Here is a 25403-nt window from a genome sequence, read left to right as displayed (position 1 = left end):
CAAGGACAAGGGCAAGGGCAATCGTCGGGTTGTTGTGTGCCTGGCTAATCTCGTTTGGCGATGAACATTTCCGCAGTCGGCTCGAACGGACGAGGCGTGTAGCCGAAGTCGCTTCTTGCAGGTTCGATGTCGAAGGCCAGGTCGTCGCGCATGCGGGCCAGTGCAGCGTTGCCGAAGTCGCGGGCGACGCCGGCCGCGTGCGCCAGCGACAGCAGTGCACGAAACGCCACGGGCGGCAGCAGGTGCAATTTCGCCGGCGGCTGCAGCGTCGACAGCACGCGGGCGACCATGTCGCTGTAGGCCAGCGTTTCGCCGCCCGGCAGCGCGTAGGTGCGGCCGTGCGTCGCCGGCGCATCGAGCGTGGCGAACGCGGCCGTCGCGAGGTCCTCGACGTGCACCGGCTGGCGCAGGCCGGTGGCGTCGCTCGGCAGGGCGAAGCGGTGCCAGCGCGCCGCGACCGCGGCGATCCGGGTCAGGGTGCGGTCGCCGGCGGCGCCGTAGACCAGGGTTGGACGCAGCAGCGTGGCCGCAGCGTCGCGCGCCGAGGCGGCGGCCAGCACGCCGGCCTCGCCTTCGCGCAGGCGTGCGGCCAGGTTTCGCTCGGCGGCGTCCGCGGAGTCGCGCTTGACTTCGACGCTGGTCGAGCCGAATGCGACCACGCGCGGGCATTCGACGGGAGACCGCGCGTACCAGAGTGCGAAATGATCGAGCGGCCCGCAGCTGAAGATTGCGTCGACGCGCGAAGGCAGGCCCTCGACGGTTTCCAGGTCCCCGCGCAACCAGCGCACGCCCGGCGTCGGCGGCTGTTCGCGGCGCGACACCGCGAGCACCTGCCATCCGCGCCGGCGCAGGCGCACCAGCAACGGCCTGCCGATCTGGCCGCTGCCCCCGAAGACCAGCGCGTGGCGCATCTCAGTCGCCGTCGGGTCGCGGCTTGAGCACCACGCGCAGCCACATGTAGCCCATCACCGCCGACACCGTTGACGCCACCAGCACGCCGATCACGCTTTCGGTGTACAGCAGCGGCTCACGCGAGAACGCCAGCGAGCCGATGAACAGGCTCATGGTGAAACCGATGCCGCACAGCATGCCCATTCCCAGCAGCCCCTTGAAGTCCATGCCCTGCGGAAAACGCACGAAGCCGGCCGCGCGCATCAGCACCGCCGCCGACACGATGCCGACCGGCTTGCCCAGCACCAGTCCCAGCGCGATGCCCAGCGGCAGCGGCGACAGCAGGTCGTCCATGCCCAGGCCGCCGAGTACCAGCCCCGCGTTGACGAAGGCGAACAGCGGCAGGATGCCGTAGGCCACCCAGGGATGCAGCGCGTGCTCGAGCGTTTCCACCGGCGAGTGTTCGGTTGCGTCGTCGAGTTCGTTGCGCCGGCTCACATGCGGGATCAGCAGTCCGGTCACCACGCCTGCGAGGGTCGCATGCACCCCTGACTTCAGCACGCAGACCCACAGCACGACGCCGAACAGCAGGTAAGGCGTCAGCGCGGTAACGCCACGCCGGTTGAGGATCGCCATGGCCGCGATGGCGGCCGCCGCCCATCCCAGGGCCACGAACGACATGCCATGCGTGTAGAACACCGCGATGATCACGATCGCGATCAGGTCGTCGACCACCGCGATCGTCGACAGCAGCAGCTTCATGCCCAGCGGCACGCGCGACCCGAGCAGCGCGAGGATGCCCAGTGCGAATGCAATGTCGGTGGCGGTGGGAACAGCCCAGCCGCGCAGCGCGATGGAATCGCCGCGATTCAACCACCAGTAGATGATCGCCGGCACGGCCACGCCTGCCGCAGCGCAGACCAGCGGCAACATCAGCTGGTCGGTGCTCGAAAGCTGTCCACCCAGCGTCTCGCGCTTGATCTCCAGCGCGACGAGCAGGAAGAACAGCGCCATCAGGCCGTCGTTGATCCACAGCAGCAGCGGCTTGTCGATGCCGAACGCACCGATGCGCAGCTGCACCGGCAGTTCGCGGAAGCCCTGGTAGAGGTCATGCAGCGACGTGTTGGCGCAGACCAGCGCGATCAACGCCGCGACGATCAGCAGGATGCCGCTGGCGGCCTCCAGTTTGAAAAAGTCGGCAAAAAGCTGCGCCGCACCGGCGCGGAGTGTCCTGACCCGCATAAACCTCAACCTGCTCGAATCAGGAACGATTCGAACACGACCCAGGCCACGAACGCCACCAGCAGGATCCCGCCTTCGGTCCGGCTCACGCGCAGGTCGCCGCGCAGCATCGGGTACAGCATCAGCGCGAACACCAGCGCCGCGGGCAGTTCGAAGCGCACGAACGACGTCGGCACCGGCACGTCACGCACCACGGCCATGCCGCCAAGCACGACCAGCAGGTTGAACACGCTCGAACCGATCACGTGGCCGGCGACCATGTCGCCCTGCCCGCGCCGCGCGGCTGCGACCGCGGCGGCCATCTCCGGCAGCGCGGTGCCAATCGCGACCACCAGCAGGCCGGTCAGCAGCGGCGCCATGCCCAGCGCCTGGCCGATCACCGGCGCCGACTGCACCACCCAGCGCGCGCCGAAGTACAGCAGCACCACGGCGATCGCGAAACGCAGCAGGTTCTGCCAGAGGTTGGTGCTGGTGCGCGCGAACGCGGCGATCGCGTCCTGCAGCTCCGGCTTCTCTTTGCGGGTGCGGCCGATGCAGGCGGCCAGCACGCCGACGAAGGCGACCAGCAGCAGCGCGCCCTCGAACCGCGACAGCGTCCCGTCCCAGCCGGCAGCGATCACCGCCACCGTGCCGAGCATCAGGCACAGCAGCAGCGGCGCCAGCGCGCGCCAGCGCACCAGCAGCGGCGCTGCCAGCGCGGCCGCGCCCAGGGTCAGGCCAACGTTGGCGATGTTGCTGCCCACCGCGTTGCCCAGCGCCAGCGCCGGGTTGCCGGTGAACACCGCGCGCGCATTGACCGCCAGTTCCGGCAGCGAGGTGCCGAAGGCCACCAGCAGCAGCCCCGCGACGAACGGCGACACGCCCATGCGCTGCGCAAGCCCGGAGGTGCCCTTGACGATGGAGTCGCCTCCCAGCGCCAGGAACCCCAGCCCGAGCACGAAGAACCCGATTGCCTCGAACATGGCGCGATCTCCTACCTTGGCGTGACGGGGATTCTAGCGGCACGGCGATCGCGAGACAGAACGCGACGCCTCGAGGCCCTCCGGGGCCCAAGGTCGTCATTCCCGCGAAAGCGGGAACCCAGTGCCTTCCAGCCAAGGGGCGGTTGAACGAACCGGCGGCAAGTCGCCGGGCTCCCGCTCCGGCGACCGGCCGCCCGCGACCGTCAGCTGCACCCCTCCACGTAATCCACCTGCGGCGGCACGCCCACCCGCCACGAGGTGACCTTGCCATCCCCGTCGGTGGCGAACACCAGCTTGCCCTCGCCGCCGCTGATGTCCTTCACGCCGAGATACTTGCCGCCTTCGACGTACTTGTGCGGCGTTTCCTCGACCCGGCCGGCATACAGGCCGCGGATCTCGTCGGCATCCATGCCCACCTTGCCGCCGCCGGGCGCGATCTCGCGGCCGGTGCCGACGTCGTAGCGGACGAACTTGCCGTTCTCGAACATGAAGGCGAAATCGGAGGGAATGTCGACCCACTTCGGCGTGAGGTAGTAGCAGGTCGCTGCCTCGTCCCCCGCACCCTTGAGCTCGCCGCCCCAGGCCTGCCGGGCTTCGTCGGCGGTCATGCCGAAGCGCATGTCGCCGTAGCCGTCCATGCGCACGAGGCCGAGGTCCGGGAACTGGTTGACGCCGGCGGGCGCGGTGGCGGGCGGCACGTCTTCGACCGGCTGGTCGAGCGGCGGCGGCGCGGCCGGGTCGTTGGCCATCGCGTCGACACCGTCCGCAGGCGCGGCGCCATCGGCGGCGTCCGGCGCGCGGTCGGCCTGGCAGGCGGCGAGCGCGAGCGCCAGCAGCGCAATCGCGGGAATCGTCGGTTTCATGCCCCTTGCTCCGTGAAAAACAGGGCACAGGCTTGGCGATTCGGCGTTAACGCCTTGCGAACATCGCCCCGCCACGTGCCGGAACTGCGACCCCGGTCGTTGTTCAGCGCGGCGGCGCGAAGTGCTTCTGCAGCCCGGCCCAGCACTGCTGGTAGTCGCGCTGCCGGTGCGCGGCGTCGAGCGCCTGCCGGGTCGGCGCGATCACCGCGCGGGTTTCGAACATGAAGGCCATGGTGTCGGTGATCACGTCCGGCTTCGACAGGTCGGCGGCGGAGGCCTTGTCGAACGTCGCCGCGTCCGGCCCGTGCCCGGTCATGCAGTTGTGCAGCGAACAGCCGCCGGGCGCGAAGCCTTCCGCCTTGGCGTCGTAGGCGCCGTGCACCAGGCCCATGAACTCGCTGGCCACGTTGCGGTGGAACCACGGCGGCCGGAACGTGTCCTGCGCCACCAGCCAGCGCGGCGGGAAGATCGCGAAGTCCATGTTCGCCGTGCCAGGGATTTCGCTGGGCGAGGTGAGCACGGTGAAGATCGACGGGTCGGGATGGTCGAAGCTGATCGAGCCGATGGTGTTGAAGCGACGCAGGTCGTACTTGTACGGCGCGTAGTTGCCGTGCCATGCGACCACGTCCAGCGGCGAATGCCCGATCGGCGCGCGCCACAGGTGGCCCTGGAACTTGGCGACGAGCTCGAAGTCACCGTCGACGTCCTCGTAGGCCGCGTTCGGCGTCAGGAAGTCGCGCGGGTTGGCCAGGCCGTTGGAGCCGATCGGCCCCAGGTCGGGCAGGCGCAGCAGGCCGCCGAAGTTCTCGCACACGTAGCCGCGCGAGGGGCCGTCGGGCAGTTCGACGCGGAAGCGCACGCCGCGCGGGATCACCGCGATCTCCTGCGGCTCGACTTCCAGCACGCCCAGCTCGGTGGCGATCACCAATCGTCCCTGTTGCGGCACGATCAGCAGTTCGCCGTCGGCGGTGTAGAAGAACCGGCCCTGCATCGACGTGTTCGCGGCGTACAGGTGGATCGCCACGCCGCTGTGCGCGGCCGGATAGCCGTTGCCGGCCATGGTGTACAGGCCGTCGACGAAGTCGGTCGGCGCGTCGGGCAGCGGCAGCGGGTTCCAGCGCAGCTGGTCCGGCGTGACCGGCTCATGGCCGAACAGGTTGTTGAAGCGCGGCTGCTCGAACGGTTCAAACGTGCCGTGCATCGCCGCTGGACGGATGCGGTACAGCCAGCTGCGCCGGTTCTGGCCGCGCGGCGCGGTGAACGCGGTGCCCGACAGCTGCTCGGCGTAGAGCCCGAACGCGACCTTCTGCGGCGAGTTGCGCCCTTCCGGCAGCGCACCGGGCACGGCCTCGGTGGCGAACTCGTTGCCGAAGCCGGACTGGTAACCGTTGCTTGCGATGCTCATGGCAGTTGCTCTTCGCTTAAGCCCCTCTCCCGTGAGAGGGGTTGGGGTGAGGGTCCGGTTTCCCGGCACTGTTCCAGATCGCTTCGATCACGGCTTTTGTCTGTTGCAGCACGCCGTGGTCCCAGAAGCGCAGGATTCGCCAGCCCTGCGATTCCAGGCGGTGGGTTCTGGCGGCATCGACATCTTCATTGTGCTGCGAACCATCCAGCTCCACGATCAATTTCTCGGCCACGCAGCAGAAGTCGGCAATGTACGGTGGAACCGGATGCTGGCGGCGGAACTTCAAGCCATCCAGCTGCCCGCCGCGCAATCGTTGCCAGGGTTTCTGCTCCGCATCGGTCATGTCGCGCCGCAAACGGCGCGAGTTCTCGAGCGTGGTGGTTGGCAGCGGTGGTTTGACTGTCGTCACTTCGCCGGACCCTCACCCCAACCCTCTCCCGGAGGGAGAGGGGGCCAGAAGCAACAGCGGGCTCGCCCGCGTCTTACAGCACGCCGCGCTTGATCTGGTCGCGCTCGATGCTCTCGAACAGGGCCTGGAAGTTGCCCTCGCCGAAGCCTTCGTTGCCCTTGCGCTGGATGATCTCGAAGAAGATCGGGCCGAACGCGTTCTGGGTGAAGATCTGCAGCAGCTTGCGCTGGTGGGTTTCCGGGTCGGCGTCGATCAGGATCTTGTTCTTCGCCAGCCTGGCCACGTCCTCGCCGTGGTCCGGCACGCGCTGGTCGATCACCTCGAAGTAGGTGTCGGGCGTGTCGAGGAACTCGACGCCCTCGGCGCGCATCTTCTCGACCGTCTCGTAGATGTCGTCGGTGAAGAGCGCGATGTGCTGGATGCCCTCGCCCTTGTAGGCGTCGAGGTATTCGTTGATCTGGCTCTTGGGGTCGTTGGACTCGTTGAGCGGGATGCGCACGATGCCGTCCGGGGCGGTCATCGCCTTCGACACCAGGCCGGTCTTGGCGCCCTTGATGTCGAAGTAGCGGATCTCGCGGAAGTTGAACAGCTTCTCGTAGTAGTCCGACCACTTCTGCATGTTGCCGAAGTACAGGTTGTGGGTCAGGTGGTCGATGAAGGTCAAGCCGAAGCCCTTCGGGTCCTGGTCGGCGCCCTGGATCGGCAGGTAGTCGTCGTACATGTTGCCCTTGTCGCCGTAGCGATCGACCAGGTACAGCATGCAGTCGCCGATGCCCTTGACCACCGGCGCGTCGACGGCCTTCGTGTCGGGCTTGTCGGTCACCATCTCGCCGCCGTTGGCCAGCACCTTGTCGCAGACCTCGGCAGCAGGCTTGTTGAAGCGGATCGCGAAGCCGCAGGCCGACGGGCCGTGCTGCTTCGCGAAGTCGGCCGCGAACGAATCCGGGTCCTCGTTGAGCAGGAAGTTCACCCCGCCCTGGCGATACACCGTGATCGGCTGGGTCTTGTGGCGCAGCACGGCGGTGAAGCCCATGCGCGCGAAGTAGTCGTGCATGGCCTCGCCCTGGCCTTCGGGCGCGGCGAACTCGACGAATTCGAAACCGTCGATGCCCATCGGGTTCTCGAACGTGGTGACGGTCATGCCCAGGTTCGGGCCCTGGCTGGTCTGCGGCTGCGCGCTCATGGAGGACTCCTCGGTGACGTGGCGACGCGGCGCCTGATGCGGCGGCGCGGCTTGCATTGGATGGTGAGCCGTTATAGTTTCAGATGAAACCATTTGCAAGGCGCAGCGCAGCATGCCCGATGACCCGTCCACCGCCGGAAACGCGCAGTCGCACGCCGTACTCGACCTCGAACGCTTCCTCCCCTATCGCCTGAGCGTGCTCTCCAACCGCGTCAGCCAGACCATCGCCGACTTCTACGTCGAGCGCTTCGGCCTGGCGGTGACCGAGTGGCGGGTGATCGCGGTGCTCGGGCGCTTCGCCGGCCTGTCGGCGAACGGCGTGGCCGTGCGCACGGCGATGGACAAGGTCGCGGTCAGCCGCGCGGTGGCCCGGCTGCTGGAACGCGGGCTGCTGGAGCGCGAAGTGCACGGCGACGACCGTCGCCGTTCGGTGCTGGCGCTGAGCGAGGCCGGTTATGGCATCTACGACGAGGTCGCGCCGCTGGCGCTGGATTTCGAGCAACGGTTGCTCGCCGGCATGGAAGCGCCGGAGCGCGACCTGCTGTTCCGGCTGCTCGATCGCCTCGACGAGCTGGAGCTGCAGGCCGAGGTGGGCGCGGAACCGCGCGACTGAGCGCCAGCACGGCGGACTTGCGCAGGCCGGGGCCACGCCTGCGTGCCAAGCCGGCTGCCGGCGGCTAGCCGCCGCAGGCGCGGTATTCGAACGCAATCCGCATCCGTGCGCCGTCCGGGCCCGGCCCGGCGATCCAGGCGCCGAGCCGGTCGCCTTCGCGCCGGTACTCGACCTGGTCCGGGAAATCGTGCGCGGGATTCGCGAACCGGACCCAGCCTTCGCCGCTCGCGACCATGGTGAACACCGTCGGCGGCGCGCCGTTGGGCTGGGCGTGGAAGCTCACTGAACGCCCGTCGGACACGATGCGCATGAACTCGAACGACTGCACTTCCGTGCCGCGCACCGTGCGCGCCATCCCGAGCAGCATTCCCCCGGCCTCCGGCAGCCAGACCTCGTCGATCCGGCGTCCGTCCTCTTCGCTGCACCAGTGCCCGGCCATCCAGGCCAGCCCGATCGCCGGCTGGTCCGCCCCCGCAGGACCCATCGCCAGCGCAAGAGCCACCCCCAGCAAGGTTTTCGCGTTCCCCATGCCCCACTCCTCCGGATGAAAAACGGGGACAGGCTACCGCTGGCCGGGGCGGGCGGCTTGTAAAAACACGCGACCCGGTGTCAAGTCGTGCCGATGGAATATGTCGAGCACGCCCCGCCCCAGGATCTGCGCAGGCATCTCCAATGCCTGTGGGAGTTGCAAGACGACGCGCCCGGCGACGGCGTGCATGCCATCTATCCCGATGGCCATTGCGAGCTGCTGGCCGAGCTGGGCGTGCCGCTGCGCTTCCATGGTCCCGATGGCGAAGTGCGCGCTGACCAGGCTTTGTGCTTCGCGGCGCAGCAACGGGGTCCCATCCGACTACAGGCCGCGGGCCCGGTGCATTGCATCGGCATCCGCCTGGCCCCGGCGTGCAGCGCGCTGGTGGCCGGCGCCGCGCTGCCGCGGCTCCGCGACCATGCACCCGACCTGCGGACCCTCGATCCGGCGTTTGCAGCGGATTTCCATGCGGCGGCGCAGGCCAGCGCCGCATCCCGCTCCCCGGAACCACTGTGGCAATTGATGCGCGGGCGCTGCGGCACCTTCGTGCCCGACGCACTGGTGGAGCGCGCGGTGGCCAGGCTCGACGAGCGCGCCGGCGACTTGCGCATCGGCACGCTCGCCACGCAGCTGGCCATCTCGTTGCGCACCTTGCAGGCGCGCTTCCTCGCGGCCGTCGGCATGACGCCGAAGGAGTACGCACGAGTGCGTCGCCTGCAGGCGCTGCTACGCACGCTGGACGACGGCATCGCGGGCATCGCCGAAGCCGCTGCCGCCCATGGCTACACCGACCAGGCCCACGCCACGCACGACCTGGCACATTGGACCGGCATTACGCCGGCACGGCTGGTGCGCGCGCTGCGCTCGGATCGCGGGGGCGACGAGGCGTTGCGGTTGGCCACGGCTTTCATTCGCGGGCAGCACACACTCGAACTGCGCGCCGAAGGCGCCAGCCCGGTCGCCGCGGGCTGAACCCGCGGCGGCCGGTCAAGCGGTGTTACCGCTTGCGTTCGCCGTCGGTCCGCATGCCCGCGGCGGCCGGCTCGGCCAGTTCGGACTCACCAGCCAGCATGTGGTCGTCGTCGTCCTTCATGGTGCCCAGGTGCATCAGCTTCTTGATCAGCGGCGAGATGACCAGGAAGCCCACGCCCACCGCGATCGCGATCCAGCCGATCTTCGAGTAGACGCCGAGCACCACGTCCTGGGCGGCATCGCTGCCCGAAGCCGCTTCCGAGCCGGTGGCGCGGGCAATCATGCCGGCCGCGAAGTTGCCGGTGGCGGAGGCGAAGAACCAGCAACCCATGATCAGGCTGGCCATGTGCGTAGGCGCCAGCCGGTTCATTGCCGACAGGCCGACCGGCGACAGGCACAGCTCACCCATCGTATGCAGCAGGTAGATCAGGAAGATGAAAAGCACCGGCGTGGCGTTGCCGGAGGCCACCGCCGCAGCGCCGGCCACCAGCACCAGGAAGCCCGCGCCCAGCTGGATCATGCCGAGGCCGAACTTGGCCGGCGCCGACGGCTCCAGGCCACGGCGGCCCAGCGTGGTCCAAAGCCATGCGAACAGCGGCGCCAACAGGATGATGTAGATCGCGTTGATCGACTGGAACATCGACGCGGGGACTTCCCAGCCGAAGAACATGCGGTCGACATAGCGGTCGGTGTACAGGTTCAGCGATGACCCGGCCTGCTCGAACAGCGCCCAGAACAACACCGAACCGATCATCAGGATGACCGCGGCGAAGATCCGGTCACGGGCATGCGCATCCAGCTTGGTGATGGCGACCCAGCCTACGTAGCCCAGCAGCGCCGCGCCGGTCACGCCCAGGCCCCAGCCGACCACTTCCTGGTTCTGCACCATCCACCAGCACACCACGACCAGCACGATGCCCAGCAGGTACAGCAGCCACTCGAACGGCACCCCGGCGACGCGCTCCCGGAGCCTTGCCGGATTGCTCGACTCGCCATTGCCCTTGAGCAGCGGCTTGCCGATCACGAACACGATCAGGCCCAGCAGCATGCCGACGCCGGCGGCGCCGAAGCCGTACTTCCAGCCGTAGACCTCGCCCAGGTAGCCGCACAGCAGCGAGCCCAGCGCGGCACCCAGGTTGATGCCCATGTAGAAGATCGTGTACGCGCCGTCGCGGCGCACGTCGGTCCGCGGGTACAGCTGGCCGACCATCACCGAGATATTGGCTTTCAGGAAGCCGGTACCGACGATGATGAACGCCAGCGCCAGCCAGAAGGCGTTCATGGCCGGGCTGTCGCCGCCGCCGCTGCCTTCGATGCCCATCATGAAGTGGCCGATGCATAGCAGGATGGCGCCGAAGGCCACCGCCTTGCGCTGGCCCAGGTATTTGTCGGCGATATAGCCGCCGATCACCGGCGTAATGTAGACCAGCGCCGTGTAGGCGCCGTAGACCATCGAGGCGTCGCCGTCGGAAAACAGCCAGTGCTTGGTCAGGTACAGCACCAGCAGCGCGCGCATGCCGTAGTAGGAGAAGCGCTCCCACATCTCGGCGAAGAACAGCATGTAAAGGCCACGCGGATGGCCGAGGAACGTCTTTTCGTTTCCGGCCGGAGCTGGTGTGGTTACCACGGGTCGGATCTCCCCTGATCAGGTGCTTGGAAAAAGTGACCGCCCCGTGACGGCGCGGACGAAAGGGGAGAGGTTTACCTGCTGGGTCGCAAGCGCGTCAAATGAACAGGGGTATGTTGCGGTGCAACAAGCCGGTTCTTCACCCAACCAGGAGGCGGCGACCCAGGCAGACCGTCTGAAGCGCGGGCTTCGGAAGGAGCGGCGCCCCGACCGGGGCATGCTCCCCGGCTCGGCAGGCATCCATGCCTGACTCGCCGCCGCAGGCCATCCATGGCCTGCTTTCCGCATGCCCCGGTCGGGACGCCGCACTGGCAGTTCGTTGTCGATGCTTCTTTCAACAACCAAAGATCAAGAGCCGTCGGGGACTTAACCCCGACCTACGCGGCTTCGGCAGAAGCACCGATGATCACGTCAAGGCGTCCCACCGGAGCACGCATCGTCGACTTGTCGTGCATCCCCACTGATAGGCGAAGAACCAAAAACTATCTGGCAGGCCCAACCACCGTCCGGACTTCGAACAATTCGGGGAAGAACGTCAGGTCCAGCGCCTGCTTCAGGAAACCCACGCCGCTGGAGCCGCCGGTACCGGAGCGGAAGCCGATGATCCGCATCACCGTGCGCATGTGGCGGAAGCGCCAGGTCTGGAACTGGGTCTCCAGGTCCACCAGGTCCTCGCACAACGCGTACTCGCGCCAGTGGGTGGCGGTGTCCTCGTAGATGCGCTCGAACACCTGCACCAGCGCCGGGTCGGACACGTGCGGCTTCGACCAGTCGCGCTCCAGGTGCGCGGCCGGCACCGCGTGGCCCCAGCGCGCCAGATATCGCAGGAATTCGTCGTACAGCGTCGGCGCCTCGAGCACCGCGCGCAGCCCGGCGGCGCCCTCCGGATCGTGCGCGAATACCTTGAGCATCCCCGCGTTCTTGTTGCCCATCAGGAACTCGACCGTGCGGTACTGCAGCGACTGGAAGCCCGACGACGGGCCCAGTATTTCGCGGAATTCCATGTACTCCGAGGGCGTCAGCGTCTCCAGCACCGACCACTGCGCGGTGAGCTGGTCGAGCACCCGCTTGCAGCGCGCGACCACCTTGCCGAACTGCCACACGCGGTCGCCGCGCAGGTGGGCCACCGCCGCCGTGAGCTCGTGGATCAGCAGCTTCAGCCACAGCTCCGAAGTCTGGTGCTGGATGATGAACAGCATCTCGTCGTGGTGCGGCGGCTTCGACAGCGGGGTCTGCGCGGACAGCAGGCGGTCCAGCCGGAGGTAGCCCGCATAGGTCATGCGCCCCGCCAGGTCGGTGTGGATGCCGTCCTCGAGCGCGCGCTCGTTGTTGTCGATGGCCATGCGTTCATTTTAGCGACAAACCCGATCACGCCGCGCTGCGTCATGCACCTGCCATCGGGCTGCGGCAGAATCGGGCGTTCGCGGTGGGGGGCCGCCTGCAAGACAGGATCTCATTCGCACAAGGGGAGTGGCTCCATGAACAGGTTCGCGCGCCGGCTGGCGCTGGCTTTGCTGTTGTCCTGCGGCGTGAGCGCCGCGCACGCGCAAGTGGTGATCAGCCAGGTGTACGGCGGCGGAGGCAACTCCGGCGCGACCTGGAAGAGCGACTTCATCGAGCTGCACAACAACGGCACCGAGGCGGTCAGCGTCGACGGCTGGTCGGTGCAGTACGCCTCGTCGTCCGGCTCCAGCTGGCAGGTCACGCCGCTGGCCGGCAGCATCGGCCCCGGCGGCTACTACCTGGTCAAGCAGGCCGACGGCAACGGCGGCACCGTGGACCTGCCCACGCCGGACGCCACCGGCGGCATCGCCATGAGCGGCAGCAACGGCAAGGTCGCGCTGAGCGAAAGCACCACCGCGCTCGGCGGCACCTGCCCGACCGGCAACGTCGACTTCGTCGGCTACGGCAGCGCCAACTGCTCCGAAGGCTCGGACGCCGCGCCCGGGCTGAGCAACACCACCGCCGCGCTGCGCAACGGCGGCGGCTGCACCGACACCAACGTCAATGGCGCCGACTTCACGTCCGGCACGCCGGACCCGCGCAACAGTGCCTCGCCGCCGAACCTGTGCGCAGGCGGCGGCCAGCCGGTGCTGACGGTCGCCAATGTCGGCCTCGCCGAGGGCAACAGCGGCAACACGGCGTTCGACTTCGTCCTGAGCCTGAGCGAACCGGCCGGCGCCGGCGGCGTCTCGTTCGACGTCTCCACCAGCGACGGCACGGCGACCGCCGGCAGCGACTACGTCGCGATCGCCACGACCGCAATGACCATCGCCGAAGGCGACGACAGCGCCAGCGTCACCGTGCAGGTCATCGGCGACACCGACAACGAGGCCGACGAGACCTTCTTCGTCGACGTCTCCAACGTCACAGGCGCGCTGCCGGCCTCGCTGCAGGCCACAGGCACGATCCTGAGCGATGACTTCAACATCGTCCCGGTGCATGCCATCCAGGGCGCGGGTGCGAGTTCGCCGCTGCTGGGGCAGACCGTGATCACCAGCGCCATCGTCACCGCGGTGCGCAACAACGGCTTCTTCATCCAGATGCCCGACGCCGAGGCCGACGCCAACCCGCTGACCTCCGAGGGCGTGTTCGTGTTCACCAGTGCCGCGCCGTCGGCCGACGTCGTGGTCGGTAACCGCGTGCAGGTGCGCGGCGAGGTGCAGGAGTACGTGCCTTCGCAGGACCCGACCCAGCCGCCGCTGACCGAACTGGGCGGCTCCCCGGTCGTCACCCTGGTGTCCACCGGCAATCCGCTGCCGGCGCCGATCGAACTCACCGCCACGTTCCCGGACCCGGCGGGCGACTTCGACCAGCTCGAACGCCTCGAAGGCATGCGCGTCACCGCGGCCAGCCTGACGGTCAACACGCCCACCCTGGGCAGCGTCAGCGAGACCAACGCCACCGCGACCAGCAACGGCGTCTTCCACGCCGTGGTCACTGGCGTCGCCCGCGCGTACCGCCAGCCCGGCGTGCAGCAGCCCGACCCGCTGCCCGCCGGCAGCCCGGCCGGCGTGCCGCGCTGGAACACCAATCCGGAAGTCGTTGCGGTCAGCAGCCGCGCGCTCGGCGGCGACACCGCCGACGTGATGTCCGGCTGCCTGGTCACCGGCGCGACCGGCCCGCTCGACTACACCTTCCGCCGCTACACGATCTACCCGGAGACCTCGGTGCAGGTCGACTGCAGCACCGTCGCCCTGCCCGCGCCCGCACTGGCGCCGGGCGCGGACGACGTCGCCATCGCCAGCTTCAACATGGAGCGCTTCTTCGACGACACCAACGACCCGGCGGTCGGCGAACCGGTGCTCACCCCGCTCGCCTACCAGACCCGCCTGGACAAGGCCTCGATGGCGATCCGCGACTACCTGCACGCACCCGACATCGTCGCCCTGCAGGAGATCGAGAACCTCACCGTGCTGCAGGCCATCGCCGCGCGGATCAGCGAGGACGCGGTCGCCAGCGGCCAGCCCGACCCGCAGTACGCGGCCTACCTGGAGGAAGGCAACGACGTCGGCGGCATCGACGTGGGCTACCTCGTCAGTACCGCGGAAGTCGGCGCCGGCATCCCGCGCGTGCAGGTGCTGGGCGTGACCCAGGAAGGCAAGGCGACGACCTGGATCGAGCCCGACGGCGACACCAGCCTGCTCAACGACCGCCCACCGCTGCTGCTGCAGGCGCAGGTCAACTTCGCCGACGGCCGCAGCCTGCCGCTGGCGGCGATCGTGGTCCACCAGCGCTCGCTCAACAGCGCCGAGGAAGACAGCACCAGCGGCGTGCGCGTGCGCGCCAAGCGCCAGGAGCAGGCGAAGTTCCTTGCCAACCTGGTCCAGGGCCGGCAGGCCGCCAATCCGTCCGAGCGCCTGGTGGTGCTGGGCGACTTCAACGCCTTCGAGTTCAACGATGGCTACGGCGACTCGATGGGCACGGTCACCGGCCTGCCCAGCGCGGACGACACGACCGTGGTGCCGGGCGACGGCGCCGACCTGGTCGATCCGGACCTGTACGACCTGACGTTCCTCAACACCCCGGACGTCAGCTACTCGTACGCGTTCGACGGCAACATCCAGTCGCTCGATCACGTACTGGCCAACGCCGCGCTGATGAACGCGGCCGATGTCGACACGCTGTCGGTCAGCCACGCACGCATCAACGCCGACTTCCCGGCCGTGGCGCGCAACGCCACCGACTCGCCCACGCGCCTGTCCGACCACGACCCGACCCTGCTGCTGCTGCGGCTCAAGGCGGCGCAGTCGGCCGACCTGCACGTGGCCGCGGGCGTGTCGCCGGGCAGCGTGCTGCCGGGCGAGACGGCGACGTTCACGGTGGACGTGGGCAATGCCGGGCCGGATGCGGCGGCGTTCGCGGCGGTCGCGTTCGTGTTCGACCAGGCGGTGGAACCGGTGGTCACGCCGGCCGCCGGCTGGGCGTGCAGCCCGCCGGACACCACGACCACCACCACGGTCACCTGCACCATCGACACGCTGGCCGCGGGCGCGACCCAGCAGTTCTCGCTGGCCGTGACCGCCGCCGCGGCGCAGGCCGGCACCACGCTGGGCCTGGCGGCGGCGGTGCAGTCGCAGACGCCGGATCCGGTCGAAGGCAACGACAACGCGCAGGCGGCGCTGCAGGTGCTCCTGCCGCCGCAGGTCGACCTGTCGCTGTCGATCGACGGCCCGGCCACGCTGCCGCGCAACGCATTCCGTGCGGAATACGCGTTCACCCTGGCCAACAACGGCGGCATTGCCGCCGCGCAGCCGGTGCTGGTGATCGAGGGCAACACGATGACCGCGACTGCCTCGGTGGCCGCGCCTGCCGGCTGGCACTGCAGCAAGCAGTACAACGGCGGCCCGCGCTCGGCCTCGTTCACCTGTACCGCCACGTCGCTGGCGGCCGGTGCGAGCGTGGACTTCGCGGTCAAGGTCAACGCCCGGCCCACGCCCGCCGGGCGCGTGATCACGGTGCAGGGCTCCGCCACGTCGCCGACGCCGGACGCCAATCCCGGTGACAACCAGGCCTCGTTCGGTACCAGCGTGCTCTGACCAGCGCGCAGCCAGTCCAGGGAAAGCGCGGCTCCGGCCGCGCTTTCTCTTGCTCTTTCCACCGCCTTGAATGCGCGCATGCCGGGGCGCAGGATGCGAATGCCATTGGTGCGAATGTCCCCCGGCATCGGCCTGCGGCCGACGCCTCCTCCTTGATTTCGCACCAATGGCATTCGCACCCTGCGTTCCTTTTTTCTCGCCGCTTCAAGGCACAAACGAAACGTCTAAACAACCGGCATCACCCCGCGAAAGCGAAGATCCAGTGACTTCAAGCATGGAAACGCCAAGGCTTTGGGGTCCCCGCTCTCGGGAATGACGATCAAAGGCGAATTGATGGGAGTTTTCCCAGGCAAGGGCTTGGCTTTCCGGCAAAGCCTGCAATCCACAGCCCGGCGCGAGCCGCAGGCCTTCGGGGCGAAATAAAGGAGGAGGCAGCCGCCGCAGGCGGATGCCGGGGGACATTCGCCCCGAAGGCCTGCGGCTCGCGCCGGGCCCGTCAGGTCGCGGGCCAAGTCGGATCACCCGCTTCGCCCTGCAATGTCATCGCATCACCAAAGCTCGCGGCTGAAGCCGCTCCTACAAGAGCGGGACGGGGCTGGCATCCATACGCCACCGTCTCCCTGTCGCAGCGCGCAACGGGAGTTTTCGCGCCAGCGGGTATCATCGGCGGACTGTCACGGGGCCACGCGCCCCGCGACGCGGGCCAGGACCGGCATGCCGGCTCCGGCCCGCCCGTCCGGACCTCCACCGCGCACCCGCGGGCGCGCGCGGCCCGGACCCGCCCCGACACCACCCAGGACACAGGATTGCGATGACCATCGCCGCGAAGTTCGAAATCGAATACCTCCAGTACCTCGGCCCCGACGGCAAGCTGTCGGGCAAGCTGCCGCCGGCGGTGAAGGACGCCAAGGCGCTGCTGCCGCTGTTCAAGCAGATGCTTTACGTGCGCACCTTCGACACCAAGGCCATCGCCCTGCAGCGCACCGGCAAGCTCGGCACCTACGCCGCCAGCCTCGGCCACGAGGCCACGCATGTCGGCATCGGCGCTTCCATGCGCCCCGAAGACGTGTTCGCCCCCAGCTACCGCGAGTACGGCGCCCAGTTCATGCGCGGCGTGCAGCCGCGCGAAGTGCTGATGTACTGGGGCGGCGACGAGCGCGGCAACGATTTCCAGGGCCCGAAGAACGATTACCCGTGGTGCGTGCCGATCGCCACCCAGTGCCTGATGGCCTCCGGCGCGGCGCTGTCGTTCAAGCTGCGCAAGCAGGACCGGATCGCGGTGGCGTGCTGCGGCGACGGCGGTTCGTCGAAGACCGACTTCTACGCAGCGCTCAATTCCGCCGGCGCCTACACGCTGCCGCTGGTGCTGTGCGTGATCAACAACGGCTGGGCGATCTCGGTGCCGCGCTCGGCGCAGACCGGCGCCAAGACGCTGGCGCAGAAGGGCCTGGCCGGCGGGCTGCACTGCCTGCAGGTCGATGGCAACGACCTGGTCGCCGTGCTTGAGGCCATGCGCCGCGCCACCGAGCGCGCGCGCAAGGGCGAAGGCGGCAGCGTGGTCGAATTCATGACCTACCGCCTGCACGACCACACCACCGCCGACGATGCCCGCCGCTACCGCGGCGAGGACGAGGTCAAGGACGCATGGACGCGCGAACCGATGCTGCGTCTGCGCAAGTACCTGGTCGCGCAGAAGCTGTGGGACGAAGAGCAGGAAAAGGCCTGGCTCGAGGAATGCGGGCGCCTGGTCGACATCGAGATCAACGCCTACCTGGAACTTCCGGTGCAGCCGGTCGAGGCGATGTTCGACTACCTGTATGGCGATCCGCCGCAGGAGTTGCTCGAACAGCGCGAAGCCGCCATTGCCCTGGAGAAGCGCGCATGAGCGCCGCGAAGAAGCAGGCCGCCGCGGCCGACACCGCCGCCCCGGCCGCCATCACCCTGATCGAGGCGATCACCCAGGCGCTCGCCTACGAGATGCGCAACGACGACTCGGTGATCGTTCTGGGCGAGGACGTCGGCGTCAACGGCGGCGTGTTCCGCGCCACCGCCGGCCTGTCGCAGACCTTCGGCACCGAGCGCGTCCTCGATACGCCGCTCGACGAAACCACCATCGCCGGCCTCACCGTCGGCATGGCCTCACAGGGCATGAAGCCCGTCGCCGAGGCGCAGTTCGACGGCTTCATGTATCCGATGGTCGACTTCATCGTCTGCCACGCCGCGCGCATGCGCTACCGCACCCGCGGCCGCCTGACCTGCCCGATGGTGCTGCGCGTGCCGTGGGGTGGCGGCATCCGCGCGCCCGAGCACCACTCCGAGGCCAACGAGTCGATCTTCACCAACGTCCCCGGCCTGCGCGTGGTTCTGCCGTCGTCGCCGCAGCGCGCCTACGGCCTGCTGCTCGCCGCGATCCGCGACCCGGACCCGGTGATCTTCATGGAGCCCAAGCGCATCTACCGCCAGTACAAGGAAGTGGTCGCCGACGACGGCGAAGCGCTGCCGCTGGATGTCTGCTACGTGCTGCGCGACGGCACCGACATCACACTGGTCACCTGGGGCGCGCAGGTCAAGGAAACGCTGGAAGCCGCGGACAAGCTCGCCGGCGAAGGCATCAGCGCCGAGGTCATCGACGTCGCCACGCTCAAGCCGCTGGACTTCGACACCATCGCCGAATCGGTCGCCAGGACCGGGCGCTGCGTGATCGTGCACGAGGCAGCGAAGACCGCCGGCTTCGGCGCCGAGATCGCCGCGCGCCTGTCCGAGGAATCGATGTACGACCTGGTCGCCCCGGTCGAGCGCGTCACCGGCTACGACACCCACATCCCGCTGTTCCGGCTGGAGATGAAGTTCCTGCCGAGCGTGGACAAGATCGTCGCCGCCGCGAAACGCGCCATGGCGAATTCGTAGGGCGGGTCCCGACCCGCCGCTTTCGGGTCACGGGCCGCGCCACGGCGAAAACCAATTCATCACGGCGGGCCGAGACCCGCCCTACGGAAGAACGGAACATGACCAACAAGAAATTCCTGCTCCCCGACCTTGGCGAAGGCCTGCCGGACGCGACCATCGTCGAGTGGTACGTCAAGGAAGGCGACACCATCCGCCTCGACGACAACCTGGTGTCGATGGAAACCGCCAAGGCCGTGGTCGACGTGCCCTCGCCGGTCTCGGGCAAGGTGCTCAAGCTCGCCGGCGGCGCCGGCGACGTGATCGTGACCGGCACGATGCTGGCCGAGTTCGAGCTCGACCCCAACGCGCCGCAGCGCGCGGAGGGCCAGGACACCGGCCACCACCACGGCGGCGCGGGCAGCGATGCGCCCGGCGACGGCGACAAGGTCATCGCCTCCGACGATGGCGGCCAGATCAGCGAAACCGGCAAGCCCGCGCCGAAGGCCGAAGGCAGCGGCGAACGCGAGGACAGCGGCACCGTGGTCGGCGCGATGGAATCCTCCGATGCGGTCCGCAGCGAGCAGGCGTCCGCGGCCGGCGGCGTCAAGGCGATGCCGGCGGTGCGCGCGATGGCGCGCAAGCTCAAGGTCGACCTGTCACGGGTGAAGGCCACCGGCGCCGACGGCGTGATCACCATGGCTGACGTCAAGCAGGCCGCGGCCGATGGCTCGGCGAAAGCCGGTGCGGCGCCTGCGGCTTCGGCCGCGAAGCCCGCCGCCGCCCCGGCGCCGGCGCGCGACGCCGCACAGCGCACCCAGCTGTCCGCGTCCGGCAAGCCGATGCGCACCCAGCCGCCGTCGGTCTCCGCCACCGGCCAGCCCGAGCAGCTCAAGGGCGTGCGCCGCAACATGGCACGGGTCATGGCCGACGCGCACGCCCAGGTCGTCGCCACCACGCTCAGCGACGACGCCGACATCCACGCCTGGGCGCCAGGCAACGACGTCACCGTGCGCCTGATCCGCGCGATCTGCGCCGCGGCGAAGGCGGTGCCGGCGCTCAACGCCTGGTTCGACGGCGACAAGCTGGTGCGCACCCTGCACCCGCACGTGGACATCGGCATCGCGGTCGACACCGACGACGGCCTGTTCGTGCCCGCGCTGCGCAACGCCGACGTGCTCGACGCGAGCGGCGTGCGCGAGGGCGTCAACCGCCTGCGAGCGCAGGTGATGGACCGCAGCATCCCGGCCTCGGAGCTTTCCGGCTACACGATCTCGCTGTCGAACTTCGGCATGTTCGCCGGCCGCTACGCGACGCCCGTGGTGGTGCCGCCGTGCGTGGCGATCGTCGCCGCCGGCCGCGGCCGCCACCAGATCACCCCGGTGATCGGCGGCTTCGAATCGCACAAGGTGATCCCGCTGTCGCTGACCTTCGACCACCGCGCCTGCACCGGCGGCGAGGCCGCGCGCTTCCTCAAGGCGATGCTGGACGACCTGGCGCTGGCACAGTGACGCACGCGCGGGGCGGCGATCCAGCCTTGGACCCCCGCCCCGCGCGCTCCGTCCGGCGCGCCCTGCCGGACGCTTTCCGAACCGAGGATTCCCCATGCCCCACCGCAGCCGATTGACGGGTTTCGTCCTGGACTGCCAGGTCGACGACCTCGCCCCCCACGCCGAGTTCTGGAGCAAGGCGCTGGGCAAGCGCCTGGAAACCGTCGACGAGGACGGCGACGGCAAGTACGCGCGCCTGGCCACCGACGACGACGAGCCGATCCTGCTGCTGCAGAAAGTGGACCACGCCTCGCGCATCCACCTGGACATCGAATCCGACGACGTCGACGCCGAGGCCGAGCGCCTCGTGGCGCTGGGCGCGAAGAAGATCGGCAAGATCCAGACTTGGTGGGTGATGGAAGCCCCCAGCGGCCACCGCTTCTGCGTGGTCCGCCAGCAGCGCAAGCCGTTCGGGCCGCACACCAACACCTGGGACTAGCGGCGCGCCGGCGGCTCAGCTCCTTGCGCGGTCCAGCCACACCTCCAGTCCCTGCGCGTTGAGTTCGATGTCCAGCGCCAGCAACCGCGGCACGACCGCCGCCGCATCGACCACACCGTGGCGGCGCGCGCGTTCGACGTAGAACGCAGTCAGCGCGTCCACCAGCCGCGCGTGGCGATCGGACCCGCCATCGCACCCGCGCGCCAGCGCGACCATCGCGTCGACCTGTTCGATCAGGTCGGCACCCAATCGCGCCACCTCGTCCACGCGCCCGTAGTGGGTCAGGTAGACGGCGAGCGGCTGCTCGGCGAGCAGCCGCCGCACCGACGCACGCATTTCATCCGGATCGAACTGCACCGGCGAGGTCGTCGGCACGACGAACGCACCCTGCGCGGTCGCGAGCTCCGGATACGCCAGCCCGAAAATGTCGCCGCTGAACCAGCTGCGGCTGGTCGCGTCCCACACCGCGATGTGGTGGCGCGCGTGCCCCGGCGTGTCGGCGCACAGCAGCGGCCGGCCGGCGAGATCGACGACGTGGCCATCGGGCGCTTCCACGACCCGCGACGCGGGCACCGGCAGCAGCGTGCCGTAATGGCGCGCGAACTCGGCCTCGCCGTAGACCGCGGCCGCGCCGGCGGCGAGCTTCGACGGATCGATCATGTGCCGCGCGCCGCGCGGATGCACCACCAGCCGCGCATTGGGCAGTTCGCGCATCAGCGTGCCGGCGCCACCGGCGTGGTCGAGGTGGACGTGGGTCAGGACCAGCCAGTCGACCGCCTCGCGCGCCAGCCCGCGCGCTTCGAGCGCGGCCAGCAGCCGCGGCACGCTGTCGTTGCTGCCGCAGTCGATGAACGCCGCACGCCCCGCATGCTCGACCAGGTAGGCGGCGCAGAACCGCGGCCGCTCGCCGTAGCCGGTGTCGATGGTGGTGATGCCCGCATCCCGGGCGATGTCCGGAGCCATGTCGTTCCCGTTGTTTCGCGCCGCGCCAGTCGCGGCACGGAGGGAGTCCACTCGCAGCCCCGCGCGCAGGCCTACGCCCGCGGCGGACGCCTGCGCCACAGCCACCAGCGCACGATGACGGCGAGCGTGAGCACGCCGAGGAAGACGCCGTAGCCGATCGAGGTGGCCAGCACCTGCCGCCACATCTGCCCGTGCGCGGGATCGGCATAACCCTGCGCCCAGTACAGCGAGATCATGAACGCAGCGACCGCCAGCGCCAGGCTGGCCAGGTCGAACAGCCGTCGCAGCCAGTGCCGCGGTTGGCGCGGGAACAGCCAGAACAGCACGCCCAGGATCAGGAACCAGGGCAGGAACAGGATCAGGCCGAGGTTGAGTTCGACCTGCGGATTCATGCCGCGTCCTCCGCGGAAAACTGCGCCAGGGCGGCGACGACATCCTCCAGCGCCACGTCGTCGCCGAGCTCGCCGACGACGACGTCCTCCAGCCGCACCGTGCCCGCGTCGGCGCGCAGCCCCGCGCCGCCCGCCTGCCTGAGCCGCGCGACCAGCTGCCCGGTTTCGCGCGCGGATTCGTGGCCCGTGCCCTGCAGCAGCAGCGCGCCATCGGCATCGACCAGCTTGAAGTGGAAGCGGCCGTCGGCCTCGCGGTACTGCTTGAACTGCGGCAACGCGGCCTTCGCGGCCGCCTTCCTGCGCGCGCCGCCGGTCCCCTGCGACAGGTCGCGCAGGCCGACCGCCGCGCGCAGTTCGCGCAGCAGCGGTTGCGCATGGGCCTCACGCAGGCGCTGGGCGCCATCGCGCAACAGGCGCTCGATCTTCTGCGGCTCGGCCATCAGCGTCTCGTAGCGCTCGCGCAGCGGCGCGACCTCGGAATCGATGCGCTCGAACAACCGCTGCTTGGCATCGCCCCAGCCGATGCCCTGCTCGAACTCGCGCCGCATTGCCGCCGTTTCGTCCGCACTGGCGAAGGCCTGGTAGAGCTGGAACACGTTGGAGTCGTCCGCGTCCTTGGGTTCCCCCGGTGCGCGCGAGTCGGTGACGATCGACGCGATCAGCTTGCGCAGCGTCGCCCGCGGCGCGAACAGCGGGATCGTGTTGTCGTAGCTCTTCGACATCTTGCGGCCGTCGAGCCCGGGCAGCGTGGCCACGTTCTCTTCGATTGCCGCCTCGGGCAAACGGAAATACTGCTTTCCAGCCGGCTCGCCATACAGGTGGTTGAAGCGCTGCCCGAAGTCGCGCGCCATCTCGATGTGCTGGACCTGGTCGCGGCCCACCGGCACCTTGTCGGCGTTGAACAGCAGGATGTCGGCCGACATCAGCACCGGGTACATGAACAATCCGGCGTTGATGCCGGCGTCGTCGTCCTCGCCGTCGGCGCGGTTGCGGTCCACCGCCGCCTTGTAGGCGTGGGCACGGTTGAGGATGCCCTTGCCGGCCACGCAGGTCAGCATCCAGGTCAGCTCGGTGATTTCCGGCACGTCGGACTGGCGGTAGAACCACACCTGGCCCGGATCCAGCCCGCAGGCCAGCCATGTCGCCGCGATCTCCAGCGTGGAGCGCTGCACGCGCGCCGGGTCCTGCACCTTGATCAGCGCGTGCAGGTCGGCGAGGAAGTAGAAGCTTTCGACGTCCGGCGCCTTCGACGCGGCCACTGCCGGGCGGACCGCACCGACGTAGTTGCCCAGGTGCGGAGTGCCGGAAGTGGTGATGCCGGTAAGGATGCGGGTCTTGCGCGGGGTCATGGCGGGGCCGGAGCTTGCGTTGCGGCCATTTTAGCCCGCGGCCGCCGCCGGGCCGCGCGCACGGTCGGCCGGCCGCAACCCCGGTGGCCGCACCGGCACGTTTTCGTCAGTCCCCAAGCCCGGAGACCGGCCATGTCGAGAATCCTCACGTCCTGCTGCGCGGCGCTGCTCGCCGCCCTCGCCTGCTTCCCGTCCGCAGCGCGCGCACAGGTGGAACTTGCCGTCGTCGACCGCGACGACGGCCGCTGGCTGCCGCAGTACCGCCATCGCGGCGATCGCTGGCTGGCCGGCGTACCCGGCCATCGCTACGCCGTGCGCCTGACCAACACCAGCGGCGAGCGCGTGCTGGTGGTGCTGTCGGTGGACGGCGTCAACGCGGTCACCGGCGAGGACGCCGATCCGTCGCAGGCCGGCTACGTGCTGGCGCCGTGGCAAAGCACGGAGATCGACGGCTGGCGCAAGTCGCTCGACGAGGTCGCGCGGTTCCGCTTCACCGACCTGCCCGACAGCTACGCCGCGCGTACCGGCAGGCCTGGCAACGTCGGCGTGATCGGGATCGCCGTGTTCCACGAACGGCGTGCGCCCCGCGCCTGGTCACCGCCGCCGCGCCCGCTTCCGTATCCGTATCCGGCCGACACGCAGGCGCAGGCCGAGACCCGCAAGGCCTCCGGTGCCGCGTCTGCGATGGCGGCCGAGGCACCTGCCGCAGCACCGCCACCGACGGCCGACGCGGCGCGCCAGCAGATCGGCACCGGCCACGGCGCGCGCGAATGGGCGCCGGTGTCGCGCACCACTTTCGTACGCGCCAGCCGGCGACCGGCCCAGGTCACCGAACTGCGCTACGACACGCCGCGGCGCCTGGCCGCGCTCGGCATCCTTCCTCGCGAGCGATGGCCACGTCGGCCGTTCGCGCAGGCGCCGCGCGCGTTCCCGGGCGGTTTCGTGCCGGATCCGCCATAGCCGCTCCGCCCGGGCAGAAAAACGGGCCGGCGATTGCCGGCCCGTCGTCGTTTCCAGGGCGCGAATCAGTTCAGCGTGTTGCCGAACTCGTCGACTTCGCGCTCGGCGCGCTCGCGATCCCAGCCATAGCGCTCCTGCAGCTTGCCGGCCAGGTACTTGCTGTCGCCGGCGGCGATGTCGAACACGTCGTCGGTCAGCTCGCCCCACTTGGCCTGCGCCTTGCCCTTGAGCTGCGTCCACTTGCCGGCAATGATGTCGTTGTTCACTCACGTTCTCCTTGGCTTCGTTGAAGACGGCACCAGCTTCGCAACCAGCGGCTTCATGGGGCGTGGGCAAGGCGTTACGAACGGCTTCAAGTCATTGAACGCTTCAGTTTCGGTTGCCCATCCCGGCGCAGCGCGCCGGCGATTCGCTGTCATGGCTTCTTCATCGGCAACCGAAGATCAAAAGCCGTCGGGGACGTAACCCCGACCTACGCGGCTTCAACCGAAGCGATGAAGGTCACATCAAGGTGAGCCGTGTCCTGTCGGCCGGGGGCCGCGACAAGCGCGCCATGGATGGCGCGCGCCCGAATCGGGACAGGATGTCCCGCTGAGGGAAAAGCGGCTCCCGGCCGACAGGACACGGCGACTCACCGGAGCCCGCATGAGCGACCGGTCGTCGTGCCTCCCCTCAGATGGGTGAAGAACAAAAAAAAACGGGCCGGCTGAGCCGGCCCGTCTCTGGTTCGGTCGATTTGCGATCAGCGCGGATCGGTTCCGCCAGTGTCGTCTGCGGCCTGCTGGACCTTCTCGCCAACCTTCTCCACGTCCTTGCCGGCACCTTCCACGGTGTTGCAGGCGACGAGGAAGTTGGCAGAAAACAGGGCAAGCAATGCCAAGGGAATGAGGCGCTTCATGGAACTCTCCTTCACGAATGGGGTGGACCGCGGGGCAAGTCTGCGGCCCGCGCCGTGAATGAAACCCCATCCGGGTGTGAATGCCGCGTGCAATCGGGCGCATTGTCCGCGCGAGGGCGCGCTTCCGGTCAGCCAGGCATCATGTTCGCGCGCTTTCCCCCTGTGGGTCCCCGCTTTCGCGGGGACGACCCTGATGCGCTAGTCGCGCGCTTTCCCCCTGTGGGTCCCCGCCTT

General features: G+C 69.1%; 23 protein-coding genes. 8 read left to right on the top strand and 15 right to left on the bottom strand.

Annotated elements, in window-relative coordinates; translation table 11 throughout:
• Positions 1-44: 44 nt before the first annotated feature.
• The 7 genes from ACFONC_RS01135 to hppD all read right to left on the bottom strand — a co-directional run bounded on the left by ACFONC_RS01135 (position 45) and on the right by hppD (position 6955).
• The gene (locus tag ACFONC_RS01135; RefSeq protein ID WP_386741709.1) at positions 45-911 is read right to left on the bottom strand and encodes an NAD-dependent epimerase/dehydratase family protein; all 867 of its coding nucleotides are present in this window, start codon (positions 909-911) and stop codon (positions 45-47) included.
• A 1-nt stretch (position 912) separates the two neighbouring features.
• The gene (gene nhaA / locus ACFONC_RS01130) at positions 913-2133 is read right to left on the bottom strand and encodes a Na+/H+ antiporter NhaA (RefSeq protein ID WP_386741708.1); all 1221 of its coding nucleotides are present in this window, start codon (positions 2131-2133) and stop codon (positions 913-915) included.
• A gap of 5 nt (positions 2134-2138) precedes the next feature.
• Positions 2139-3095 (bottom strand): calcium/sodium antiporter, encoded by a 957-nt coding sequence (locus ACFONC_RS01125; RefSeq protein ID WP_386741707.1) that lies wholly within the window; start codon positions 3093-3095, stop codon positions 2139-2141.
• 203 nt (positions 3096-3298) lie between these two features.
• Entirely contained in the window at positions 3299-3958 is a 660-nt protein-coding gene (locus tag ACFONC_RS01120) for a lectin (RefSeq protein WP_386741706.1), read from the bottom strand.
• Between the two features lie 103 nt (positions 3959-4061).
• Positions 4062-5363, bottom strand: a complete 1302-nt coding sequence (gene hmgA, locus ACFONC_RS01115) for a homogentisate 1,2-dioxygenase (protein WP_386741705.1) — start codon at positions 5361-5363, stop codon at positions 4062-4064.
• Between the two features lie 16 nt (positions 5364-5379).
• Positions 5380-5772 carry an endonuclease domain-containing protein gene (locus tag ACFONC_RS01110; protein ID WP_386741704.1) on the bottom strand — a complete coding sequence of 131 codons (393 nt, stop codon included), beginning with the start codon at positions 5770-5772 and terminating at the stop codon, positions 5380-5382.
• Positions 5773-5845: 73 nt separating this feature from the next.
• Positions 5846-6955: a 4-hydroxyphenylpyruvate dioxygenase gene (gene hppD, locus ACFONC_RS01105; protein ID WP_386741703.1), complete on the bottom strand. Its 1110-nt coding sequence runs from the start codon at positions 6953-6955 to the stop codon at positions 5846-5848.
• A 112-nt stretch (positions 6956-7067) separates the two neighbouring features.
• Between hppD and ACFONC_RS01100 the strand changes: the two genes are divergently transcribed.
• Positions 7068-7568 carry a MarR family winged helix-turn-helix transcriptional regulator gene (locus ACFONC_RS01100; protein WP_386741702.1) on the top strand — a complete coding sequence of 167 codons (501 nt, stop codon included), beginning with the start codon at positions 7068-7070 and terminating at the stop codon, positions 7566-7568.
• Between the two features lie 64 nt (positions 7569-7632).
• Here the strand turns inward: ACFONC_RS01100 and ACFONC_RS01095 are convergent, their stop codons facing one another.
• A complete protein-coding gene (locus tag ACFONC_RS01095; RefSeq protein ID WP_386741700.1) occupies positions 7633-8097 on the bottom strand; it encodes a DUF6265 family protein in 465 nt (154 codons plus the stop codon).
• 93 nt (positions 8098-8190) lie between these two features.
• On the opposite strand from ACFONC_RS01095, the gene ACFONC_RS01090 reads away from it, so the two are divergent.
• On the top strand, positions 8191-9069 hold the full coding sequence (locus ACFONC_RS01090) for a helix-turn-helix domain-containing protein (RefSeq protein ID WP_386741699.1): 879 nt from the start codon (positions 8191-8193) through the stop codon (positions 9067-9069).
• Positions 9070-9094: 25 nt separating this feature from the next.
• Here the strand turns inward: ACFONC_RS01090 and ACFONC_RS01085 are convergent, their stop codons facing one another.
• Both ACFONC_RS01085 and ACFONC_RS01080 read right to left on the bottom strand, forming a co-directional pair.
• A complete protein-coding gene (locus ACFONC_RS01085) occupies positions 9095-10696 on the bottom strand; it encodes a peptide MFS transporter (RefSeq protein ID WP_386741698.1) in 1602 nt (533 codons plus the stop codon).
• A gap of 482 nt (positions 10697-11178) precedes the next feature.
• Positions 11179-12039, bottom strand: a complete 861-nt coding sequence (locus ACFONC_RS01080) for a tryptophan 2,3-dioxygenase (protein WP_386741697.1) — start codon at positions 12037-12039, stop codon at positions 11179-11181.
• Between the two features lie 135 nt (positions 12040-12174).
• Here ACFONC_RS01080 and ACFONC_RS01075 point away from each other — a divergent pair, with 135 nt between their 5' ends.
• The 5 genes from ACFONC_RS01075 to ACFONC_RS01055 all read left to right on the top strand — a co-directional run bounded on the left by ACFONC_RS01075 (position 12175) and on the right by ACFONC_RS01055 (position 20607).
• Entirely contained in the window at positions 12175-15735 is a 3561-nt protein-coding gene (locus ACFONC_RS01075; protein WP_386741696.1) for a lamin tail domain-containing protein, read from the top strand.
• Positions 15736-16546: 811 nt separating this feature from the next.
• Entirely contained in the window at positions 16547-17620 is a 1074-nt protein-coding gene (gene pdhA, locus ACFONC_RS01070) for a pyruvate dehydrogenase (acetyl-transferring) E1 component subunit alpha (protein WP_386741695.1), read from the top strand.
• The gene (locus ACFONC_RS01065) at positions 17617-18642 is read left to right on the top strand and encodes an alpha-ketoacid dehydrogenase subunit beta (protein ID WP_386741694.1); all 1026 of its coding nucleotides are present in this window, start codon (positions 17617-17619) and stop codon (positions 18640-18642) included. The genes pdhA and ACFONC_RS01065 overlap by 4 nt, the downstream gene beginning before the upstream one ends.
• Positions 18643-18740: 98 nt before the next feature.
• Positions 18741-20129 carry a dihydrolipoamide acetyltransferase family protein gene (locus ACFONC_RS01060; RefSeq protein WP_386741693.1) on the top strand — a complete coding sequence of 463 codons (1389 nt, stop codon included), beginning with the start codon at positions 18741-18743 and terminating at the stop codon, positions 20127-20129.
• Between the two features lie 94 nt (positions 20130-20223).
• A complete protein-coding gene (locus tag ACFONC_RS01055) occupies positions 20224-20607 on the top strand; it encodes a VOC family protein (RefSeq protein ID WP_386741692.1) in 384 nt (127 codons plus the stop codon).
• 15 nt (positions 20608-20622) lie between these two features.
• On the opposite strand, the gene ACFONC_RS01050 is transcribed toward ACFONC_RS01055, so the two are convergent.
• From ACFONC_RS01050 to ACFONC_RS01040, 3 genes are all read right to left on the bottom strand, one after another.
• Positions 20623-21558: an MBL fold metallo-hydrolase gene (locus tag ACFONC_RS01050; RefSeq protein ID WP_386742199.1), complete on the bottom strand. Its 936-nt coding sequence runs from the start codon at positions 21556-21558 to the stop codon at positions 20623-20625.
• Between the two features lie 83 nt (positions 21559-21641).
• Positions 21642-21962 (bottom strand): hypothetical protein, encoded by a 321-nt coding sequence (locus ACFONC_RS01045; protein ID WP_386741690.1) that lies wholly within the window; start codon positions 21960-21962, stop codon positions 21642-21644.
• A complete protein-coding gene (locus tag ACFONC_RS01040; protein ID WP_386741689.1) occupies positions 21959-23311 on the bottom strand; it encodes a tryptophan--tRNA ligase in 1353 nt (450 codons plus the stop codon). The genes ACFONC_RS01045 and ACFONC_RS01040 overlap by 4 nt, the downstream gene beginning before the upstream one ends.
• A gap of 132 nt (positions 23312-23443) precedes the next feature.
• Here ACFONC_RS01040 and ACFONC_RS01035 point away from each other — a divergent pair, with 132 nt between their 5' ends.
• Positions 23444-24271: a hypothetical protein gene (locus ACFONC_RS01035; protein ID WP_386741688.1), complete on the top strand. Its 828-nt coding sequence runs from the start codon at positions 23444-23446 to the stop codon at positions 24269-24271.
• Positions 24272-24336: 65 nt separating this feature from the next.
• Here the strand turns inward: ACFONC_RS01035 and ACFONC_RS01030 are convergent, their stop codons facing one another.
• Together ACFONC_RS01030 and ACFONC_RS01025 are read right to left on the bottom strand one after the other, a co-directional pair.
• The gene (locus tag ACFONC_RS01030; RefSeq protein WP_386741687.1) at positions 24337-24537 is read right to left on the bottom strand and encodes a CsbD family protein; all 201 of its coding nucleotides are present in this window, start codon (positions 24535-24537) and stop codon (positions 24337-24339) included.
• A gap of 476 nt (positions 24538-25013) precedes the next feature.
• Positions 25014-25169, bottom strand: a complete 156-nt coding sequence (locus ACFONC_RS01025; RefSeq protein ID WP_386741686.1) for an entericidin A/B family lipoprotein — start codon at positions 25167-25169, stop codon at positions 25014-25016.
• Positions 25170-25403 lie beyond the last annotated feature (234 nt).

It is taken from the genome of Luteimonas soli, from assembly GCF_042648865.1.
GTDB classification, from domain to species: Bacteria; Pseudomonadota; Gammaproteobacteria; order Xanthomonadales; family Xanthomonadaceae; genus Luteimonas; species Luteimonas soli.
The sequence above is the reverse complement of the archived record's forward strand: the minus strand, read 5'-3'. Positions and strand labels throughout refer to the sequence as shown.

Coding starts and splice junctions, on each gene's coding strand:
- ACFONC_RS01075 (WP_386741696.1), top strand. CDS start 12,175: ATGAACAGGTTCGCGCGCCGGCTGGCGCTGGCTTTGCTGTTGTCCTGC.
- ACFONC_RS01120 (WP_386741706.1), bottom strand. CDS start 3,958: ATGAAACCGACGATTCCCGCGATTGCGCTGCTGGCGCTCGCGCTCGCC.
- hppD (WP_386741703.1), bottom strand. CDS start 6,955: ATGAGCGCGCAGCCGCAGACCAGCCAGGGCCCGAACCTGGGCATGACC.
- ACFONC_RS01125 (WP_386741707.1), bottom strand. CDS start 3,095: ATGTTCGAGGCAATCGGGTTCTTCGTGCTCGGGCTGGGGTTCCTGGCG.
- ACFONC_RS01065 (WP_386741694.1), top strand. CDS start 17,617: ATGAGCGCCGCGAAGAAGCAGGCCGCCGCGGCCGACACCGCCGCCCCG.
- ACFONC_RS01040 (WP_386741689.1), bottom strand. CDS start 23,311: ATGACCCCGCGCAAGACCCGCATCCTTACCGGCATCACCACTTCCGGC.
- pdhA (WP_386741695.1), top strand. CDS start 16,547: ATGACCATCGCCGCGAAGTTCGAAATCGAATACCTCCAGTACCTCGGC.
- ACFONC_RS01060 (WP_386741693.1), top strand. CDS start 18,741: ATGACCAACAAGAAATTCCTGCTCCCCGACCTTGGCGAAGGCCTGCCG.
- ACFONC_RS01100 (WP_386741702.1), top strand. CDS start 7,068: ATGCCCGATGACCCGTCCACCGCCGGAAACGCGCAGTCGCACGCCGTA.
- ACFONC_RS01035 (WP_386741688.1), top strand. CDS start 23,444: ATGTCGAGAATCCTCACGTCCTGCTGCGCGGCGCTGCTCGCCGCCCTC.
- ACFONC_RS01090 (WP_386741699.1), top strand. CDS start 8,191: ATGGAATATGTCGAGCACGCCCCGCCCCAGGATCTGCGCAGGCATCTC.
- ACFONC_RS01095 (WP_386741700.1), bottom strand. CDS start 8,097: ATGGGGAACGCGAAAACCTTGCTGGGGGTGGCTCTTGCGCTGGCGATG.
- nhaA (WP_386741708.1), bottom strand. CDS start 2,133: ATGCGGGTCAGGACACTCCGCGCCGGTGCGGCGCAGCTTTTTGCCGAC.
- ACFONC_RS01080 (WP_386741697.1), bottom strand. CDS start 12,039: ATGGCCATCGACAACAACGAGCGCGCGCTCGAGGACGGCATCCACACC.
- ACFONC_RS01045 (WP_386741690.1), bottom strand. CDS start 21,962: ATGAATCCGCAGGTCGAACTCAACCTCGGCCTGATCCTGTTCCTGCCC.
- ACFONC_RS01055 (WP_386741692.1), top strand. CDS start 20,224: ATGCCCCACCGCAGCCGATTGACGGGTTTCGTCCTGGACTGCCAGGTC.
- ACFONC_RS01025 (WP_386741686.1), bottom strand. CDS start 25,169: ATGAAGCGCCTCATTCCCTTGGCATTGCTTGCCCTGTTTTCTGCCAAC.
- ACFONC_RS01135 (WP_386741709.1), bottom strand. CDS start 911: ATGCGCCACGCGCTGGTCTTCGGGGGCAGCGGCCAGATCGGCAGGCCG.
- hmgA (WP_386741705.1), bottom strand. CDS start 5,363: ATGAGCATCGCAAGCAACGGTTACCAGTCCGGCTTCGGCAACGAGTTC.